Annotated in this window: 14 protein-coding genes and 1 pseudogene; 1 reads left to right on the top strand and 14 read right to left on the bottom strand. The window is 59.9% G+C overall.

All coding sequences use genetic code 11. The features are described from left to right. Positions 1-134 precede the first annotated feature (134 nt). Positions 135-2,003 carry an O-antigen ligase family protein gene (locus AC3Y64_RS02465; RefSeq protein WP_489986323.1) on the top strand — a complete coding sequence of 623 codons (1,869 nt, stop codon included), beginning with the start codon at positions 135-137 and terminating at the stop codon, positions 2,001-2,003. 65 nt (positions 2,004-2,068) lie between these two features. Here the strand turns inward: AC3Y64_RS02465 and AC3Y64_RS02460 are convergent, their stop codons facing one another. The 14 genes and pseudogenes from AC3Y64_RS02460 to rfaC all read right to left on the bottom strand — a co-directional run bounded on the left by AC3Y64_RS02460 (position 2,069) and on the right by rfaC (position 16,476). Continuing rightward, on the bottom strand, positions 2,069-2,953 hold the full coding sequence (locus AC3Y64_RS02460) for a glycosyltransferase (RefSeq protein WP_489986322.1): 885 nt from the start codon (positions 2,951-2,953) through the stop codon (positions 2,069-2,071). Beyond that, a complete protein-coding gene (locus AC3Y64_RS02455) occupies positions 2,950-4,104 on the bottom strand; it encodes a glycosyltransferase family 4 protein (protein WP_489986321.1) in 1,155 nt (384 codons plus the stop codon). The genes AC3Y64_RS02460 and AC3Y64_RS02455 overlap by 4 nt, the downstream gene beginning before the upstream one ends. Then, positions 4,101-5,537 carry a PIG-L family deacetylase gene (locus tag AC3Y64_RS02450; protein WP_489986320.1) on the bottom strand — a complete coding sequence of 479 codons (1,437 nt, stop codon included), beginning with the start codon at positions 5,535-5,537 and terminating at the stop codon, positions 4,101-4,103. Before AC3Y64_RS02450 ends, AC3Y64_RS02455 begins: the two co-directional genes overlap by 4 nt. An 8-nt stretch (positions 5,538-5,545) precedes the next feature. Beyond that, on the bottom strand, positions 5,546-6,442 hold the full coding sequence (locus AC3Y64_RS02445) for an antimicrobial resistance protein Mig-14 (protein WP_489986319.1): 897 nt from the start codon (positions 6,440-6,442) through the stop codon (positions 5,546-5,548). Beyond that, on the bottom strand, positions 6,442-7,572 hold the full coding sequence (locus tag AC3Y64_RS02440) for a glycosyltransferase (RefSeq protein ID WP_489986318.1): 1,131 nt from the start codon (positions 7,570-7,572) through the stop codon (positions 6,442-6,444). Before AC3Y64_RS02440 ends, AC3Y64_RS02445 begins: the two co-directional genes overlap by 1 nt. Continuing rightward, entirely contained in the window at positions 7,556-9,313 is a 1,758-nt protein-coding gene (locus tag AC3Y64_RS02435) for a carbamoyltransferase family protein (RefSeq protein WP_489986317.1), read from the bottom strand. The genes AC3Y64_RS02440 and AC3Y64_RS02435 overlap by 17 nt, the downstream gene beginning before the upstream one ends. Before the next feature lie 225 nt (positions 9,314-9,538). Further along, a pseudogene (locus tag AC3Y64_RS02430) lies at positions 9,539-9,970 on the bottom strand (DUF3800 domain-containing protein); the annotation flags it as partial. Between the two features lie 34 nt (positions 9,971-10,004). Next, positions 10,005-10,340, bottom strand: coding sequence for a YceK/YidQ family lipoprotein (locus tag AC3Y64_RS02425; protein ID WP_489986316.1), 336 nt, complete (start codon positions 10,338-10,340; stop codon positions 10,005-10,007). Between the two features lie 213 nt (positions 10,341-10,553). Continuing rightward, positions 10,554-12,005, bottom strand: coding sequence for a lipopolysaccharide kinase InaA family protein (locus AC3Y64_RS02420; RefSeq protein WP_489986315.1), 1,452 nt, complete (start codon positions 12,003-12,005; stop codon positions 10,554-10,556). After that, positions 12,005-12,757 carry a lipopolysaccharide kinase InaA family protein gene (locus AC3Y64_RS02415; RefSeq protein ID WP_489986314.1) on the bottom strand — a complete coding sequence of 251 codons (753 nt, stop codon included), beginning with the start codon at positions 12,755-12,757 and terminating at the stop codon, positions 12,005-12,007. The genes AC3Y64_RS02420 and AC3Y64_RS02415 overlap by 1 nt, the downstream gene beginning before the upstream one ends. Continuing rightward, positions 12,754-13,488 carry a lipopolysaccharide kinase InaA family protein gene (locus AC3Y64_RS02410; protein ID WP_489986313.1) on the bottom strand — a complete coding sequence of 245 codons (735 nt, stop codon included), beginning with the start codon at positions 13,486-13,488 and terminating at the stop codon, positions 12,754-12,756. Before AC3Y64_RS02410 ends, AC3Y64_RS02415 begins: the two co-directional genes overlap by 4 nt. Then, positions 13,488-14,294 carry a lipopolysaccharide core heptose(I) kinase RfaP gene (gene rfaP, locus AC3Y64_RS02405; protein ID WP_489986312.1) on the bottom strand — a complete coding sequence of 269 codons (807 nt, stop codon included), beginning with the start codon at positions 14,292-14,294 and terminating at the stop codon, positions 13,488-13,490. The genes AC3Y64_RS02410 and rfaP overlap by 1 nt, the downstream gene beginning before the upstream one ends. Continuing rightward, a complete protein-coding gene (locus AC3Y64_RS02400; protein WP_489986311.1) occupies positions 14,294-15,415 on the bottom strand; it encodes a glycosyltransferase family 4 protein in 1,122 nt (373 codons plus the stop codon). Before AC3Y64_RS02400 ends, rfaP begins: the two co-directional genes overlap by 1 nt. Next, a complete protein-coding gene (rfaC, locus tag AC3Y64_RS02395; protein WP_489986310.1) occupies positions 15,415-16,476 on the bottom strand; it encodes a lipopolysaccharide heptosyltransferase RfaC in 1,062 nt (353 codons plus the stop codon). Before rfaC ends, AC3Y64_RS02400 begins: the two co-directional genes overlap by 1 nt. Position 16,477 lies beyond the last annotated feature (1 nt).

Below are 16,477 nucleotides of genomic sequence, written 5' to 3'. Positions count from 1 at the left end.
AAAGGACGCTGACTTTAGCACAGCTTCTCCGGGGTTCTGGCAATCGGCGAAAGGCTGTTATTGTTAGGCATGTTTTTCAGTATCAAATAGCCATCACGGAATGGCCGACCAACTTCAGGATTGAATCTCTCAGCATGCAACTTCGTGGCTTCAGCAATACGTCCAATCGAGTTTTCGATTTCATCTGCCTGTGGATGCTTCCCATTGGCTATTTTTTGCTCTTGTGCGCGATGTTTTTTCTGCCGGGTCGCAGCCTTCTGCACAAGCTGTTTTACGGCTTGTTCAGCATCCCGACGCTGATTGCCCTGTGCCTGCGTCCACGTGAACTGAAAGAGCTGGTGCGCGAACCGATCTTCGTCGCACTGCTGGCGTTTGTCGGCTGGGCATTGCTGAGTCTGATCTGGGGCCCTCCCGAAGAATCGCTCGACGGCTCGTTCAAGCCGCCACTGCACACGGTAATGCTGTTTGCCGGCACTTACCTGCTGGTGCGTTATCGCAATGACATCCTGCAACCCTTGCTGTTCGCCGCTGGTATCGTCGCGCTGATTGCCACGGTCGTTTATCTGTTCACCTTTGCCCGCATTTATGAGCCGGGCCTGCGCCTGATCGGCGGTGGCGCCTTCGACAATCCCTTGCTGAGCTCGCACCTGTTCGGTTTTTTCTGTGCCTACTGGCTGAGCGTGACCATGATCTGCAAGCGTCGCCAGATGATGTGGCTGAGCGTGCCGGCGATGGCCATCATGTTCATGGCCGTGATCGGCACCGGTTCAAGAACGCCGCTGGTCGCGCTCACCATGGTAGCCCTGTGGCTGTGCTTCATCTGCTGGAACCGGCGTTCGCTCGGTCTTCTGCTCGCTCTGGTACTGAGCGGCGCCGCAGTCATCACGGTGTTCGCGCAATTGATCATCGAACGCGGTGACTCGTATCGCCTGGAGATCTGGAATCTGGCCTTGCAAAAGATCGCCGAACACCCTTGGCTGGGTCACGGTTACAACGCCAGCCTGTCGATAGATCCGGGCGTCGGTTACAGCTTCCAGGAGCCCCACAGTTTTATCCTTGGCGTGCTGTATTACGTCGGCATCATCGGCTTGCTGCCATGGCTATTCTTTCACGCTTGGGCACTGCTGAGCAGTTGGCGCCAGCGCGTGCAACCGCTGCTGATCGTGGCGTCGACGTGGCTGGTCTTCGGCTTGGGCGCCGGCCTGACCGAAGGCGGCGGGATCATTTCCCGCCCCAAAGAACACTGGTTCCTGTTGTGGATTCCGCTGGCACTGATCGCTGCCCTGAGCATCAACCAGCGTGCACGACGTCTGCTGACAATGCCGATGCAGCCGCTCTCGACTACCGGACTCGCGCAAATGAGCAGCGCCGCCCAAGTGATCGAAGAAGATGGCCTCGGCCCGAAAGTCCTGCGATTGGCCGACGGCAGCTTCCTTAAGCTGTTCCGCCGTCGTCGCTGGTACACCTCGGGCAGTTTCAACCCTTATTCCGAGCGTTTCGCGGTCAACAGCGAACAAGTGCGCCAGGCGGGCATTCCCACGCCACAAGTGCTTGCGCTGTATCGGCTGGACGATGGCAGCAGCGCGGTGCATTACGCCCCGCTGCCGGGTCACACCTTGCGCCAAGTGTTGCAAGGTATCACCGCGCCGGCGGTGCGCCAGGCGCTGGTGGAACGATTTGGCAAATTCATGGCGCAACTGCATGAGCGGGGGGTGTATTTCCGCTCGCTGCATCTGGGTAACGTGCTGGTACTTGAAGATGGTGAGTTCGGTCTGATCGATCTGGCCGATCTGCGCGTCTATCCTTCGCCGCTGCGCATTGCCCTGCGCCAACGCAATTTGCGCCACATGCAACGCTACACCGTCGACAAACGCTGGTTGTTCGAGGAGCACTTTGACGCGCTGTTGCAGGGTTATGCGGTGACCGCATCGAAGTCCGCCGTCGACAAGCTGCAGCAGCAAGTGCTCGCGAGCAATGCCCAAGCCCAAGCTCGAGTGCATTGACACCCAAGCCGTTGCGCACGCGCATCAAGCAGGTCGTCCGCTAAAAGCGAACGACCTGTCTGGTTTCAGTCCTTTTCCAGCGGCAGGAAAAGCAGACGGCCGACGCCGCGCCAGGTTTTCTTGTTCCACGCCTTGAACGGGATCTGCGCCAGCAGTTCGCGCGCCAACTTGCGGTCGCGGTTGGACGCCTTGAGGAACATCGAACTGAGAAACTTGTAGCGGACTTCGTTGTACAACGGATGATCGCTGAACAAGGCGTACGTGTTCAGGATACTTTCGATCATGAAACGATGATTCTTGTACGAGTTGGTGGCGTGTTTGCGATAGCGCGCCATCACTACGTTCAAGCCATCGATGAAGTACCCGGCGCGCGTCACTTTTAGCTCGATGTACAAGTCTTCGAGGCGAATTGACGGATCGAACCCTCCGACCTTATCGATTGCTTCGCGACGAATCATCAGGGTCGGCGCCGGCGGATAGGGCTTGCGCTCGAGAAACATGTCATCGAAATCGAGACGCCGGAAAGGCACTTCACGGCGCTGGCGTTTTTCCGGGTAGAGGTTGCCATCAGCGTCCATCAACTCGATGTTGCCTGCACAGATTCCGACTTCAGGCTTGCCGTCCATGTAAGCCACCTGAGTCGCAATGCGCTCCAGGTACATGACGTCGTCTGAGCCGAATGGCACGATCAGACTGCCCTTGGCGCGGGCGATGGCGCCGTTGAGCGTATTGGTCAGGCCCTGATTCTCCTGAACACGGAAATCGAAGCCATGCTGCGCCTGCAAAGTCTTGATGCGCTCGACGCTGTCATCCTTCGAGCCGTCATCGATGACCAGCAGTTCGATGTTTTTGTATGTCTGGTTGAGGACGCTGAGAATGCTTTCCTCGATATAGGGGCCGTGGTTGTACGACGCGATAATGACGGTGACGAGGGCATTGGCTTCGCTCACGGTTGCTCCTTGCGTGCCTGTTCCAGGCCAGAATCGATCAGATCCAGGTACTCGCGACGGAACACCTCGATGTCATGTTGCTCCTGCAGATAGCGGTAGGCTTGTTCGCCCTTGGCCTTGAGTTCTGCGTCGGACAGCGCGAGATACTGATCCAGCGCGGCAACGAGGCTCGGCACATCCTTTGGCGTAATCGCCAGACCACCAGCGCCTTCGATCAGCGGCAGCATGGCCGGCACGTTCGAGGCGATGACCGGCAAATGCCCGCTCATGCCTTCAAGCAGGGCCAGGCCAAGACCTTCGGCCAACGACGGCATAGTCCAGATATCGAAGGCACGCACGTATTGCAGAGCGTTTTCCTTGAAGCCAAGCAAGTGCGCGCAACCGCTCAACCCCAGTTGTTCAATCTCGGCGGCCAGCGGCGCTTGCAGGCGCCCGGCGCCGATGATCGCCAATTGCGTGTTCGGGTATTTGTCCTTCAACGCAGCGAAGGCTTGCAGCAGATAAGTGTGGCCCTTGACCGACACCAGCCGCCCCAGCGCGCCGATCAGGCGTACATTCGGGTCGATACCCAGCAGCTCGCGAGCCTTTTCACGGCTGTGCTGCAAGCCTTCGGCCTGCTCGATGTCGATGGCATTGGTGATGGCGTAAGTGTTCTGGTCGGTGAAACCGCAGTCACAGTCCAACAGGTACTGTTTGACCGCCGGGGAGACACCGACAAAACGCCAGTGCCGGTCGATCAGCCGCTGAGTCTGACGACGACGATAGAAGCGGTCGTACTCGCCGAAACCGTGGGAGATGCCAATGCACAACGGCACCTTCAACCAGCGGTTGAGCGTGAGCATCATGTTCACCGGTTTGAAGCGGTTGCAGATCACCACGTCGAACTTTTCCCGGCGGCAGAACTTGTACAACTGCCACATCGCGCGCAGGCGCATGCCCTTGAGCGACTTGTCGGAAAACTCGAAATACACCGAGCGGTCGGCACGACTCACTGGCTCACCGGCCGCAGGTTTACCGCGCAGGAAAGCTGCCGTGATCTCATAGCGATCCGACGGCAACGCCTTGACGATCTGCTCGGCAAGGTCGGCGAAATCATGGGATTTGACGTTGTAGTCAGGCTGCAACTGCAGCACCTTTGACCGTTGACTCATAACTCTCCCCGGTTTGCGCCTGACTCACCCGGCTTCAGTAGCCAAAGCAATTCCTGGCGCCTGACCGCTTTTCGAAAAAATTCGTTTTCGCCGTACACCGACGGCTTGCGACCGGCCAACACGCGCTGAATCAAACGACGCAAACGGCGCTTGAACGGCGCCGGCGGCTGCAGGTCATGCATCATGCCCAGCGCCATGGCCTTGTCACGTTGCTGGTCAACCGTCAGTGGCAGGCACAACGGCTGCATGGGTACGGTGGCGTCGAAAGCGGGCGGCAGCGCGATGCCTTCTCCGGCATTGCCCATCGGCCAACGATCGTTGTCGTGCAAATGGTTGGCGTAGCCGAGTAAGGTAGGCTGCCAGTCGAGGCTGCTTAGCACCTGCAGCACGGCTTGCTGACTGCAGAGGTGGTCAGGGTGCGGATCAAGCGTCGGATGCGGCAGGACGATCAGGTCCGGACGTGCGCGCAACAGCACTTCACGCAGGTCGGCGAGCAAATTGTTCCAGGTCGGCGCGCCATCGACATCGCTCGGCAAGCTAAACGGATTCAACTGGCGAAACAGGCGGGTATCACTCAGATCGGCTTCGCGGGAAGCAATCGCTTGATTCGGCGCAGCCTGCATCGCCGCCAGTTGCAGACAGAAATAGCCCAACTGCACGCAGTTTTCCGGCGGCACACCGGCCCAGCGCGGCACCGCGAGGCTGTCCCAGGCGCGCAATCGACCTTTGAGTCGCGCGGCTTCGACCTTGTTCAGGCCCATCTGCTGGTAGTGTTCGGCTTCGATTTCGCCGGCGGTCAGGGTGACGATCCAGGCTTCGTCGGCCTGGCTGTACAGACCGTAGGCGGCCAGCTCTGCATCGTCGGCGTGCGGGGCAATCACCACCACCCGCGAACGGCGGTAATCCGTTTGTTCCAGCGCCCACAGCACCGGCTCACCGGAGGCGCGACAAAAGCGTCCGCGCAAGCGCAGCACGCCTTGCGACAAGGCTTGGGCCTGACCGCTGAGGTTCAGATAACGCAGGCCGTGGACGCCGCGCTCGAAGGTTTGCGCGTCAGGATTCGTCCCGCTTGCCAGCTCAATGCGTGGATCGAAGAAGCGGCCCAGCCATGTACTTTTGACCTGCACGGCGAGAATCAGCGTGGCGTCATCGACCAGCATCACGCCTTCGTCCAGACGCAATTGCTCGCCGTTCAGATGCACTTTTGGCTGCGGTGTATACGGTGGGAAGCTGTACTGGTAATCGTCTTTTGGCGAATAAAACAGGTGATCGGCGAACCACGCCTCATGGGCGATCCAGCCGATCACTGCCAGCAGCAGCGGCAACCACCACGCGACCAGCACACCGACCGCGATCAACACGGCCAAGGCAATCAACAGACCGATGCGTTTATTGCGCCGATGGCGCTTGAGCAACTGCTGTTTGCGGCTCATGGGCTGGCTCATACGGTGAACACCGGCACAGGATTGCACCAGCGATCCTTGTATTCACGGTCGGCGCGACCGAAGGAAAAGCGCAACGGCTTGTCCAGCGTTCGCGCGTGCTCCCAGGCGCTTTGCGTATTGAGGAAACTCAACACGCTGCCGGGGCTGAATTCGCGGGTTTCGGGGTCGACGCCGCCGTTGATGTATTCGACGCTGATCCACTCCGGCGCTTCGACGCGGTACACCAGTTGAATCGCGATCGGCGCATCGTTAAGGAAGATCACCGAGCCGATCAACAGCTCGCGCAGCAGCTCAATCACTTCGGCCATGCGTGCCGCGCCAGTGGCCGGGAAACCCCAGCGACGCTGGAAAAGATCGCAGTAGATGGCCGCCAGTTCGGCGCTGGAAAACTCGCTGACCGCACGCACAACACCGCCTGCCTCTTCCAGCAGTCGCAATTCGCGACGCTGGTTGTAGCGAAACTTCTTCGACAGTTCTTCCGGGGTACGGGCCATGGCCAGTTGTTCGGTCTGCAACTTGAGGCCGCTGAAGCGGGTTTCGTTGAGCGCCGACAGATAGCGTGCTCGATGGCGCAGTGGGGCTTGAGCATTAGCGGCAGCGGGCAGAATCAGCTCGGCATTGCCGAGGTCGAACAGGCCTTTTTTGCCATGGCGCTTGAGCACGTCCTTGGACAACGCCAGATCGCGGCCCCAGGTCGGGATCGCCGCTTTGATCTCGCCTTGTTGCTCCCAGGCCAGATAGCGCACCGGGATGCCGGCGAGATCAGCCAGACGCTCGACCACCAACGGGTGAGTCGCGACGCTGCCGCCGAAACGCTGCCAGGTGGTTGCATAGGTGGAGGCGTCGACGGGCGACCAGCCACGTTCGCGCCAGCCTTGAAATCGGTTGAGCATCAGCCCCTCGGTGCCAGATCGATAACTTGCGGCAGACGCCAGAAGGTGTCACGCACCGCACGGTCGGAGAAACGCTCACGCAGACGATCGAGCATCATCTCGGCGCACTGAAGGCGCTGTTGATCATCCATACCGGCCAGATGTTGCAGGCCTTGCGCCAAGTGTTCGGCATCGCCCAACGGGAACAGAATGCCTACGCCTTCGACCACTTCCTTCGCTCCACCGCACGCGGTGGCGAGCAATGGCACGCCGGCAGCCATGGCCTCCAGCAGCACCATGCCGAACGGTTCGTGATCGGAACTCAAGGCAAATACATCGAAGGCACGGAAATAATTGCGTGCATCCGGCACCTGACCGAGGAACAGCACGCGATCGCCGATACCCAGCTCGCGGGCCAGTTCCTTGAGATCCTGCTCCAGACGGCCCTTGCCGAGAATCACCAACTGGCTGTTGCCCGGCAACCCCGGCAACGCAGCAGCAAAACCGTGCAGTAAAGTTGCCTGATCCTTGTCCGGGTGCAGCCGGCCAACGTTGCCGACAATCCACGCATCCGGCGCAAGACCCAAGGTCTCGCGGGCTTCGCGGGCGGACACCTGACTGAATTGCAGCGCAGGCACATCGATACGGTTATACAGCGTCTGAATACGTTCTTGCGGCCACTTCGGCAGGCAACGACGCATGTCGTCGCGCACCGCATCGGACACGCCGAGCAGGCTCAGACGCTTGCGGAAAATATGCGCGAACAGTTTGCGCGTACCGCGTTTGTAATCGTCAAACGCGTGGTGCACGCCAATCACCGGCAACGAAGTGCCGAGCAAGGCGATATAGATCGGCTTGAAGCGATGGGCGATGCAGAAGCTGAAATTGCGTGAAGCGGCGATCTTGCGCAGATCGCCGATGGCGCCCAGCTTCAGGCCACGAATGGCCTTGGAGCTGTATTCCATGAACAACACTTCATCGGAAGCACACGCTGCGGCCACCTCGCTATCGGCGGCCCCGGTCAGAAAGACCGTGGTCACCCGATAACCGGTGCCCGCGAACAGGCTGGCATACTGCCGTACGCAGTCAAGGAACGGCCCGTCATAGCCGTGACAGAACTGCAGCACATGGCGTTCAGCCGAGCGAGTCATAAGCGTTTGCGCCCTCTTTGACCACCAGAATGTCTTCCATGATCAGGTACTGCAGATCCGAACCGAAGAACATGTTCAACGCATCGGTCGGCGAGCAGATCATCGGTTCGCCACGACGGTTGAGCGAGGTGTTCAGCGACACGCCGTTGCCGGTCAGGACTTCCAGCGCTTTCATCATGTCGTAGTAGCGCGGGTTGTATTCGCGCTTGAGCACCTGGGCACGGGACGTACCGTCTTCGTGGACGACTTCCGGTACACGGGTTTTCCACTCGTCCGCGACTTCGAAGGTGAAGGTCATGAACGGCGCCGGGTGATCGATCTTGATCATCTGCGGTGCAACCGTGTCGAGCATCGACGGGCAGAAAGGCCTCCAGCGCTCGCGGAACTTGATCTGGTGGTTGATGCGGTCAGCCACGCCCGGAATGCTCGGGCAACCGATGATCGAACGACCGCCCAGTGCGCGCGGGCCAAACTCCATGCGCCCCTGGAACCAGGCCACCGGGTTGCCATCGACCATGATCTTGGCGATCTGCTCCGGCATGTTGTCCAGCTTGCGCCAGGTCGGCTTGTTCTCGTGACGGGCGCACGCGGCGATCACGTCTTCGTTGCTGTACGACGGGCCGAGGTAGACGTGTTCCATCTTCTCGACCGGTACACCTCGGGCATGCGACACGTAAGCGGCAGCGCCGACAGCGGTGCCGGCATCGCCGGACGCGGGCTGGACGAACAGCTCTTTGACGTCATTGCGCGCGATGATTTTCTGGTTCAGCTTGACGTTCAACGCACAGCCGCCGGCGAACGCGAGCTTACCGGTTTCCTTGAGCACGTCGCCCAGGTAGTGGTCGATCATCTGCAGCGAGATCTTTTCGAACAGCGCTTGCATGCTCGCGGCGTAGTGAATGTACGGCTCGTCGGCGATGTCGCCTTCGCGCTTCGGACCCAGCCATTCGATCAGCTTCGGCGAGAAGTAAAAGCCTTTGCCCTTCTCTTTGTAGCGGCGCAGGCCGATCACGTTGGCGTAGTCGGTGTTGATCACCAATTCGCCGTTCTCGAACGAGGCCAGACGCGAGAAGTCGTATTTGCTGGCGTCGCCGTACGGCGCCATGCCCATGACCTTGAACTCACCGTCGAGCATCTCGAAGCCTAGGAACTCGGTGATTGCGCCGTACAGACCGCCGAGGGAGTCCGGATCGAAGAATTCCTTGATCTTGTGGATCTTGCCGTTTTCGCCATAACCGAAGAAGGTCGTGGCGTACTCACCCTTGCCGTCGATACCGAGGATCGCGGTTTTCTCTTTGAAACCGGAGCAGTGGTAGGCACTGGAGGCGTGTGCCAGGTGGTGTTCGACCGGCTCGATCTTGATCTTTTTCGGATCAAAACCCAGCTGTTCCAGGCACCAGACGATCTTGTTGCGATAGCGCTTGTAGCGACGGTTGCCCATCAGGATCGCATCGAGGGCGCGATCCGGCGCGTACCAGTAGCGCTTGGCGTAGTGCCAGCGGGCCTTGCCGAACAGGCTGATCGGCGCGAATGGAATCGCCACCACGTCTACGTCAGACGGCTTGATACCGGCCTGCTCGAGGCAGAACTTTGCCGATTCGTAGGGCATGCGGTTCTTTGCATGTTTATCGCGTACGAAGCGCTCTTCTTCAGCCGCCGCCACCAGCTTGCCGTCAATGTACAAGGCTGCTGAGGGATCATGGCTAAGGGCGCCGGACAGGCCAAGAATCGTCAATGCCACAGGGGTTTAGCCTCTTTAGTCTGCATGCAGGCGCGATGCGCCTTGAAAATTGATGTGCCCTCGCACCGGGCGAGAGACAGCTAAAGGGCGGGATTATAGCGTAAAAGCGCCCACAAGCCTCTAGCCGAACTGCCGCGCCTGCGCGTTGACACTCTGTACCTCTCGTCATATGCTCGTTCGCAAATGGACTGGGGGATCCCGGTCGGCGCTAATGCCTCGGTGAGATCACCGGGGCTTTTCGCTTTCTGGCGCAGGGAAAAACTTCAAGCCCCAGTTCTCGAAACCCTTTCCGACTTCGTTCCGCCCGCCGCTGCAGTAAAATTTTCGCTTGAGCACTTCAAAAGCACGATTTTCCTGACCAGCCCCCAGAACGCTCATGCCGATGGGTCTCGCAATGAGATCAGCGAGCTGCAGACCGGTGGAATTTACTTGTTTTGTGGCAAAGACGATGTCAAATGGCAGTTGAATTCCCAAACGATTCGCACCACCGCACATCCTGCGAAACTCCAACTCAAGCTCGTTATCTTCCCGCCTCCCTCGGCGCTCGAAAATCACATGCGTCACTGCCCCTTGCTGATTCTTTTCCTGCAAGAACTCATAGAGCGTTTCCAGGCAAAAGCCGAGAGCGAGGTGATAGGGATTATGGCTGGGGCCTTGACATCGCTGTACTTGGCTATCGAAGGCAAACCAGTTACCCGCCACCTGAACGCCAGTAAATATTCAGATTGCCATCTTCGATCTGCCGATAAATCGTGTACGGCAGGGAGACTGTGTCGAAGACCCCGGACAGCGGTAGGTCCAGCAGCACGAATGGCACCAGGAAACCCGTGGGATCGGGAGGTGCGTTCAATACGCAGAAGTCATAGGCCAGACCGCTGTAGATCCGTGGAATGGATTGGCAGTAGGTTTTTTGTTTGCGCATGTCGCGGGCGACGTCGGCATCTTCCTGCAGCACGGTCAGGGCGCTGCCGCAGCCTGATAAAACCCATGAAAAAGCACTCAGTGTCACAGCCTTTTTGATACTCACGCGTTGCCCTCCGTAGTCGTCAGGCAAATTAGCATCGGGGCTGGAGGCCGCACAGTTCATGGCTTCTGTAGAAGCTGTAGGAGAAGTCAGTGGAGTTTGTCCACCGTTTCCCCATGGGGATTTGTAGTGTTTTGGCAGATATCTTCGCGAGCAAGCTCACTCCCACATCTTGAACGCATTTCATGTGGGAGCGAGCTTGCTCGCGAAGGCGGCTCAGGCAGCGCTGGAGATTTCTTTAGGCAACCGCTGATCAATCACTTGATACAACGCGCTGCTCTCCGGCCAGTTGCGCATGAATCGCGCACGATCGCGGGCATAGGCTGGGGCAAAACTACCCAGCGAGCCATGCTGACACATCGAATCCAGATCGATCAGCGCCCAGCGATCCTCCTGCCAGAACAGGTTGTGGCCCTTGAAATCACCGTGACTGATGCGCTCGGTAATCAATCGCGCGAACAACTGATCCAGTGCGTGTAACTCGGACTCCGGCGCCTCGCCACTTTCAACATACGGCGCAAACCGCTCGATGATGTCCGGCCCCGGCAGGTATTCGGTGATCAGATAAGCGCGGCTGCGCAGCCAAAAGAAACGCTTTTCCAGCACTGCCAGCGGTTTCGGCGTGGCGATACCGAGAAACGCCAGTCGATTGCCTTCACGCCACGAATGCCACGCACGGCTCGGGCGCCAGAAGCGCTTGAGCCAATGGGCGAAATTCTTGATGTTGTAGCGCTTGATCACCAGCGTGCGCCCGGCCACGTCGACCTTGCCGACACTCGCCGCGCCGCCGGTCTTGTACAGATGGCCCTGATCGAGCAGCGCATCGGCCTGCTCCAGCACCGGCACCATCGCCGCGTCTTCCTCGCGACGAATGGCGCGCAGACCGAATGCACCGCGTTGCACGGCAAACAGTGTGCACTCACGACCGACCTTGATCAGGTAATCGCGCAGACGCCAGGCGCGCACCTTGTCGATCTGCTTCTGCAACGCTTCCAGCGGCAGTGCGTGTTCGGCGTTGCTCAGCAGGTAATACACCAGCAATTCTTCGGTGAACGGCTCCAGTGACTTGGGCAACTGGGCGAAAAATACGCCGAGGTTTTCCAGCACCTTTTGCCGCGACAGCGGCTGACCGGCGGCTTCCGCGCAGATCCCGGCGCCATCGATCAAATACAACTGGCCGTCGTGGCGCAGCAGATTGTCGAGGTGCAGGTCTTCCTGCCACAGACCTTTGCCGTGCAGTTGGGCGATCGCACCGAGCGCTTCGGCCAGCACCGCCGATTGCTCATCGGCGAGCACCGGCAATGACTCGACCTGACTCCAGGCATCGCCAAGGCTCTCGGCACCTTCGAGAAACTCGAACAACAGCCAACCACCCTCGCCGTCTTTCAAGCCATCGGCCAACAGCAGCGGTGTGGTCAGGCCTTGCGCAGCCAGCAGCTTCACGCCATTGAGTTCACGCTGAAAATGCCGCGCAGCCTTGCTGCCGACCAGCAACTTGGCCAACACCGGTCGACCGCGCCATACACCGGCACCGACATAACGCTGCCCCGGCAACACTCGCAACAGCGTCAGCAACTGCAAATCCGCCGGGCCTGCGGCATCGGCCAAAGTAATCGTCAGCGGCAGAGCGGGCGTGCGCCCGGCGCTTTTCAGGTCAGACAATTGCATCAACGAGTTTCCTTGCGACTGCGCCGCGCGGTCAGACGCGTCACCCAGCTGTCGACCAGCGAACTGTCCGCCGGTTGATCGAGATAGGCCGCGAGCAACTCGCGCAATTGCGCTTCGTTCCACTCCGGGGCGCGACGCAGCAGCGGCTCAAGATCCTTGACCCGATCACGCATGCCGAACAGCAAGGGCCGGGTCTTTTCCAGGTCGATCAACTGCGCCTGATAGCCGCTGCCGTCCGCCTGCAGAAAAATATGTTTGGGGTAAAAACAGCCGTGCACCTGGCGCAAGCCATGCAGGCGTCGCGCCAGTTGCCCACAGGCATTGAGGATCGCGGATTGCTGCGTGGTGGTCAGTTCCGACCAGCGCTGCAACAACGAATCGAGATCGTCCCAACCGGCCAGCGCACGGGTCAGCAGGATCGCGCGGACTTCGCCGTCGACCTTGCGCTGGCCGAAGAACGCCGCTTGCAGCGCCGGGATCCCGAGCTTGTTGTAGCGGCTGATATTGCGAAATTCGCGGGCGAAACTCGGCTCGCCGAATGGCGCGTGCAGAGTGCGCGTCAGGTAGTTGCTCTGACGCTTGAGGTAGTAGGCATGACCTTCCAGCTCAAGGCGAAACACGCTGCTCCAGCCGCCACCGTCGGTGTTCGGTTCGTCCACCGCTTCGAGCTGCTTGGCCCACAGGGCGTCAAACGTGCCGAGGCCATTGCGCTCAAGCAGCGCGCGGTCTTCAGCGGCGAGAAAATCAGTCATTCGCGTCCCTCGAAAAATCTCACCACGTGGCGAATGCGCTTCTTGTCAGCGGCATTCAGGCGATCCCGCCCACGGTATTGCAGGTAGAAGCGCAGGCGCTGGGTGTTCGACAGGTGATATTTGGCAACCTTGTCGAGGCACGCCAGATCCTTGGTGATGCGGTATTTGAGCCAGAAACCGCGCCAGAAATCACCGTTCGGGCAGTCGATCAAAAACAACTGCGCCTGATCGTCGATCAGCAGGTTGCGCCACTTCAGATCGTTATGGGTGAAGCGATGGTCGTGCATCGTCCGCGTGTAAGCGGCCAACTGCCGACTGACGCCATCAACCCAGGCGCGATCCTTGAGCTTGGGATCGTTGCGCTCGGCCAGCGCCGACAGGTCTTCTGTGCGCGGCAGTTCGCGGGTGATCATCGCGCCACGGTTGTACGCCGCACCGCGTCGCTCCAGACCCCAGGCCACCACTTCAGCGGTGGGAATGCCCCACTTGGCGAAGCGCTTTAGGTTCTGCCATTCCATCTTTACCCGCGGCTTGCCGAGGTAACGGCGCAAGCCCTTACCGGCGCCGACGTAGCGTTTTACGTAGTAGTTGACGCCGTTGCGCTCGACGCGAATGACTTCCGACAGCGGGTCGCGGGTCAGGCGCTCGCCTTGCAGGGCGAACACCGCTTCGAGGCTGCCGAAGTCGTCGGCGAGATCGCTGTATTCAGGTTCAAGGATCCAACCCGCCATCAGAGCGCATCCCCGTAACGCTGCTTGCGCGCATAAAGCTTATTGGCCTTGCCTTCGAGCCAGCTCAGCAACGGCGCTTCTTCCGCGAGAATCTGCCGCAGCGGCTGCTGGAAATAGCCCTTGAGGAAACGCAGCTTGTCGCGGCGAGTCAGGCCGATGTCCAGCGCCGAAAAATACAACGCGGCCAGATCCTTGTTGCGCCAGCGCTGGGTGATCTTTGCGCGAGTCTGGGCACGGTGCAGGTCGATCACCGAGAGTTTGAAATCTTCCGGCGTTACCGGTTTATCGGTGTGCAGCAGGAAGTGACAGATGTAGCAGTCGCGGTGATTGACGCCAGCGCGGTGCATCATGCCAGTCATGCGCGCAACCTCGGCGATCAGTGCGCGCTTGAGTTTCGGCTCGGGCGGCTGCTTGATCCAGTCGATGCTGAAGTCTTCCAGGCTGATGGTCGGCGCCAGTTCTTCGGTAACGATGAACGAGTGCTGATCGGCCGGGTTGCTGCCCTTCTCGCCGTAGGCGACGGCGGTCATGGTTGGCACGCCGACTTCCTGCAGACGCTGGATAGCCTTCCACTCCTGGCCCGCGCCGAGTACCGGCAGCTTGGCGGTCAGCAGATTCTTGAAGATTTCGCCCCAGCCGATGCCACGGTGAATCTTGACGAAGAATCCGTTGCCGTCGACTTCCGTGCGCAGTGTCCGGCGTGCTTCCAGCTCGCGGTATACCTCGCCCTGCAAGCCTTCGACTTCGGCGAACGGGTCGCGTCCGGCCCAAAGGCTTTTGAACGGTTCAGCCAGCATCAACTTCATTAAGCGTGCTCCGCCAGAATCACATCGGCCGCGTGCTGCGGCATGCTGTAGAGGTCGGCCGTTTCGGCGAAGGCCAGACCATTGCGGCTCCAGGCCGCGCGTGCAGCGTCGTCTTTCAACATTTCGGTCAGGTATTGCGCCAGCTGCGCCTGCTCGAACGGCTCGTCCAGCACTCGACCGGCGTCGGCCTCGGCGATGTAATGAGCGTAACCGCAGACCGCGCTGACCAGCACCGGCAAACCGGCAACCAGTGCTTCGAGCAAAACCGTACCGGTGTTCTCGTTATACGCCGGGTGGATCAACAAGTCGGCGCCGAGCAGGAAACGCGGGATATCGCTGCGCCCTTTCAGGAACGTCACGTTATCGCCCAAGCCCAAAGTCGCGCTCTGCATCTGGAACAATTTGGGGTCATCCTGGCCGATTACAAACAGCCGGGTGCGTTTCTTCAGCTCGGCGGGTAATGCGGCCAGTGCTTTCAGGCTGCGATCGACGCCTTTGGTCTTGAAGCCCGAACCGATCTGCACCAGCAGCAGTTCGTCGTCCTTCAGATTGAATTCGGCGCGGAAACCGCCGCGAATTTCGTCAGCATCTGCCGGACGCCGACGATCCTGGGCGATGCCCGGTGGCAGCAGATGGAAGCGCTCCAGCGGCGTGTCGTAATGTTTGATGAACAGGGGCTGCTGCACTTCGGAAATCATCAGCACTTCGGTTTTCGCGTCTTTGGCGAACACCGCGCGCTCGTACTCGGCGAAGTGGCGATAGCGGCCCCAGCGGCGGTATAGCGAATTGCGCAGGTTCTGCGCCTTGTCTTCGAAGCAGCCGTCGGCGGCGTAATAAACGTCCAGCCCTGGCATCTTGTTGAAGCCGATCAGACGATCCACCGGGCGCTTGGCCAGATCCGCTGCCATCCACGCGCTGAGTTTTTCGTTGCGACGATGATTGAAGAATGCTTTGACCGGCGCCACCAGCACTTCGAAACCGGGGGGCACATCGCCTTCCCAGATCAACGTGTAAACGCGGATCTGATGTCCGCGTTTCTGGCATTCGAGGGCGATGCGCATGAAATCGCGCTGCAAGCCGCCGAACGGGAAATATTTGTACAGGACGAATGCCAATTGCATCAGCGCAGCTCCTCAGCCATTAACAACGTGCTCAGTCGGCTGGCGACACGCTCGGGGTTCAGACGCGTGAAGCACAGAGGCTGTTCACGCTTCAGGTCAAACTGACGGGCATCCTGCGCGGTCGGTTGATAGGTACATTTCTTTTGCAGGCACGGCGCGCACGGGAAGTCGCTGGCCAGGTGAATCTGCAATTTGCCGTAGGCGCCGGTCAGGCCCGGGTTGGTCGGACCGAACAGGGAGATGGTCGGCACGTCTAGCGCCGCAGCCAAGTGGCCGAGACCGGTGTCCACCGCGACGCAGGCTTGCGCGCCGGCGAGGACTTTGCCGACGCCGGCCAGATTGAGTTTCGGCAGCACTTCGGCGTGTTTGAAACCGGCGGCGATGCGTTCGGCACGAGCCTTTTCCTGCGGGTTGCCCCACGGCAGCTTGACGCCGACGCCGAGGTAGCTGACGCGTTCGGTCAGCTCACGCCAGTAGGCTTCCGGCCAGTGTTTAGTGTCCCAAGTCGTGCCGTGAAGAAACACCACGAAGGCGTTTTTGCGCGGCAGCTCGACCAGTCGTTCAACGTTGAGGCCGTAATCGCCAAGACCTTTGGGCAAGTCGTAACCGAGGGCGATAGCGAACAACTGCCGCACGCGCTCGACGGCGTGCTGACCACGGGCCACGGCCAGTTTGCGGTCGTAGAAACGCGAGGCCATCGGCTCACGGGCCGAACCTTTGTCGAGCCCGGCCACCGGGGCTTTGACGTAACGGGTCAGCCAGGCGCTTTTCAGCAAGCCCTGGGCGTCGATCACCAAGTCGTATTTGTTCGCGCGCACGCTTTGCTTGAAGCGTTTCCACTCGCCGCTGGTGATGGTTTTCCAGATATTTTTGCGCCAGCGGCGGATCGCCACCGGAATCACCTTATCGACGGCCGGGTGCCAGGTCGGAATCTCGGCAAAGCCTTCTTCCACAACCCAGTCGAATTTGATCCCGGGAATGGCCCGGGCGGCGTCGGTCAGCGCTGGCAACGCGTGAATCACGTCGCCCAGCGATGAAGTCTTGATCAACAGTACCCGCAAC

This window comes from Pseudomonas sp. 4CAES_32.4 (assembly GCF_058136335.1).
This window is presented reverse-complemented; position numbering and strand designations above follow the sequence as displayed.